Origin of the sequence: Neisseria sp. GT4A_CT1 (assembly GCF_000227275.1) — a bacterium.
Taxonomy (GTDB): domain Bacteria; phylum Pseudomonadota; class Gammaproteobacteria; order Burkholderiales; family Neisseriaceae; genus Neisseria.
The window spans coordinates 144,166-146,716 of record NZ_JH164965.1 but is presented as its reverse complement, the minus strand read 5'-3'; the positions used below and the strand labels follow the sequence as shown (position 1 = coordinate 146,716).

At 52.8% G+C, this 2,551-nt stretch carries 3 protein-coding genes; all 3 read left to right on the top strand.

The features are described from left to right. Positions 1–753: amino acid ABC transporter substrate-binding protein (locus HMPREF1028_RS03360; protein ID WP_009311376.1), on the top strand; the 753-nt coding region annotated here is incomplete at its 5' end. Beyond that, entirely contained in the window at positions 743–1,459 is a 717-nt protein-coding gene (locus HMPREF1028_RS03355) for an amino acid ABC transporter permease (RefSeq protein WP_003765700.1), read from the top strand. The genes HMPREF1028_RS03360 and HMPREF1028_RS03355, both read left to right, overlap by 11 nt. 9 nt (positions 1,460–1,468) lie before the next feature. Then, positions 1,469–2,236, top strand: a complete 768-nt coding sequence (locus tag HMPREF1028_RS03350; RefSeq protein WP_009311374.1) for an amino acid ABC transporter ATP-binding protein — start codon at positions 1,469–1,471, stop codon at positions 2,234–2,236. Positions 2,237–2,551 lie beyond the last annotated feature (315 nt).

Sequence of the window (2,551 nt, the reverse complement as noted above, 5' to 3'; positions counted from 1 at the left end):
GCGTCTTCTTCTGCTCCCGCCCAAACTGCCAACGCTTCCGGTTCTTTAATCGAGCGCATCAACAATAAAGGTACGATTACCGTCGGTACCGAAGGCACTTATGCGCCGTTTACCTACCACGACAAAGACGGCAAGCTGACCGGTTACGATGTGGAAGTCACCCGCGCCGTTGCGGAAAAATTGGGCGTAAAAGTCGAATTTAAAGAAACGCAATGGGATTCGATGATGGCGGGTTTGAAAGCGGGACGTTTCGACGTGGTGGCAAACCAAGTCGGTCTGACCAGCCCCGAACGCCAAGCGACATTCGACAAATCCGAACCTTACAGCTGGAGCGGTGCGGTTTTGGTTGCGCGCAAAGACAGCAACATCAAATCCATCGACGACATCAAAGGCGTCAAAACCGCGCAATCCCTGACCAGCAACTACGGCGAAAAAGCCAAAGCTGCGGGTGCGGAACTCGTACCGGTGGACGGTTTGGCGCAATCGCTGACCCTGATTGAACAAAAACGCGCCGATGCGACTTTGAACGATGAGTTGGCAGTTTTAGACTATCTGAAGAAAAACCCGAATGCCGGCGTGAAAATCGTTTGGTCTGCGCCTGCCGATGAAAAAGTCGGTTCCGGCTTGATTGTCAATAAAGGCAATGATGAAGTCGTAGCGAAATTCAGCACGGCAATCAACGAGCTGAAAGCTGACGGCACGCTGAAAAAACTGGGCGAACAATTCTTCGGAAAAGACATCAGTGTTAAATAATTTTCTTGCTTCACTGCCGTTTATGACGGAAACACGCGCCGATATGATTGTCAGCGCGTTTTTGCCTATGGTCAAAGCCGGTTTTATGGTCTCGCTGCCGCTGGCGGTGGCGTCGTTCCTGATCGGGATGGTGATTGCCATCGCCGTGGCTTTGGTACGGATTATGCCTTCGGGCGGCATCGTGCGGAAAATCCTGCTGAAACTGGTGGAAACTTATATTTCCATCATCAGGGGGACACCGCTGTTGGTGCAGCTTGTGATTGTGTTTTACGGACTGCCGTCCGTCGGCATTTTCATCGATCCGATTCCCGCCGCCATCATCGGCTTCTCGCTCAATGTCGGCGCATATGCTTCCGAGACTATCCGCGCGGCGATTTTGTCCGTGCCGAAAGGGCAGTGGGAAGCGGGTTTCTCCATCGGCATGACCTATATGCAGACTTTCCGCCGCATCGTCGCGCCGCAGGCATTCCGCGTTGCCGTGCCGCCTTTGAGCAACGAGTTTATCGGCTTGTTCAAAAATACCTCGCTCGCGGCGGTAGTGACGGTAACGGAATTGTTCCGCGTCGCTCAGGAAACGGCAAACCGTACCTACGACTTCCTACCCGTCTATATCGAAGCCGCTTTGGTTTATTGGTGTTTCTGCAAGGTTCTGTTCCTGATTCAGGCGCGCCTGGAAAAACGCTTCGACCGCTATGTCGCCAAATAAGGGGAAGCCATGATTAAAATCCGCAATATCCGCAAAACCTTCGGCGAAAACACCATTTTGCGCGGCATCGATTTGGATGTGGGCAAAGGGCAGGTGGTCGTCATCCTCGGACCTTCCGGCTCGGGTAAAACGACGTTTCTGCGCTGCTTAAACGCGCTGGAAATGCCCGAAGACGGACAAATCGAGTTCGACAACGAGCGACCGCTGAAAATCGATTTTTCCAAAAAAATGACAAAGCACGACATCTTGGCATTGCGCCGCAAATCCGGCATGGTGTTCCAACAATACAACCTCTTCCCGCACAAAACCGCTTTGGAAAACGTGATGGAAGGTCCGGTTGCCGTACAGGGCAAGCCTGCCGCCCAAGCGCGCGAAGAAGCTTTGAAATTGCTGGAAAAAGTCGGCTTGGACGATAAGGTTGACCTTTATCCCTACCAGCTTTCCGGCGGTCAGCAACAGCGCGTCGGCATCGCCCGCGCATTGGCGATTCAGCCTGAGTTGATGTTGTTTGACGAACCCACTTCCGCGCTGGATCCCGAATTGGTGCAAGACGTATTGAACGCCATGAAGGAATTGGCGCAAGAAGGCTGGACGATGGTCGTCGTGACCCACGAAATCAAGTTTGCGCTGGAAGTCGCTACTACCGTCGTCGTCATGGACGGTGGCGTTATCGTAGAGCAGGGCAGTCCGAAAGAATTGTTCGAACGCCCCAAACACGAACGGACGCGGAAATTTCTGCAACAAATCCGTAAGGATTCGGCAGATTATCGACATTAAGCCGTTTCGTTACATCAAAGGTCGTCTGAAAACGGACAGAGCGGGTTTCGCTCATACCGTCCGCCGTTTTCAGACGACCTTTTTCCATCATGGATTCACGTTGAAACGCTACGGCACCAACGAACGGCGACATCACGCTGTTTTCGCTATAAAATACCGCCTTTCCCATTTTTCCGCCCGTCCCTTACCATCATGATTGAAATCAAGAACCTCACCCTGCAACGCGGTTTGAAAGTCCTGCTCGACAAAGCCAACGCCACCGTCAATCCCGGTCAGCGGGTCGGTTTGATCGGTAAAAACGGGACGGGCAAATCC

Excerpts from the sequence above, each read along its gene's own strand:
- HMPREF1028_RS03350 (WP_009311374.1), top strand. The coding sequence starts at position 1,469 with ATGATTAAAATCCGCAATATCCGCAAAACCTTCGGCGAAAACACCATT.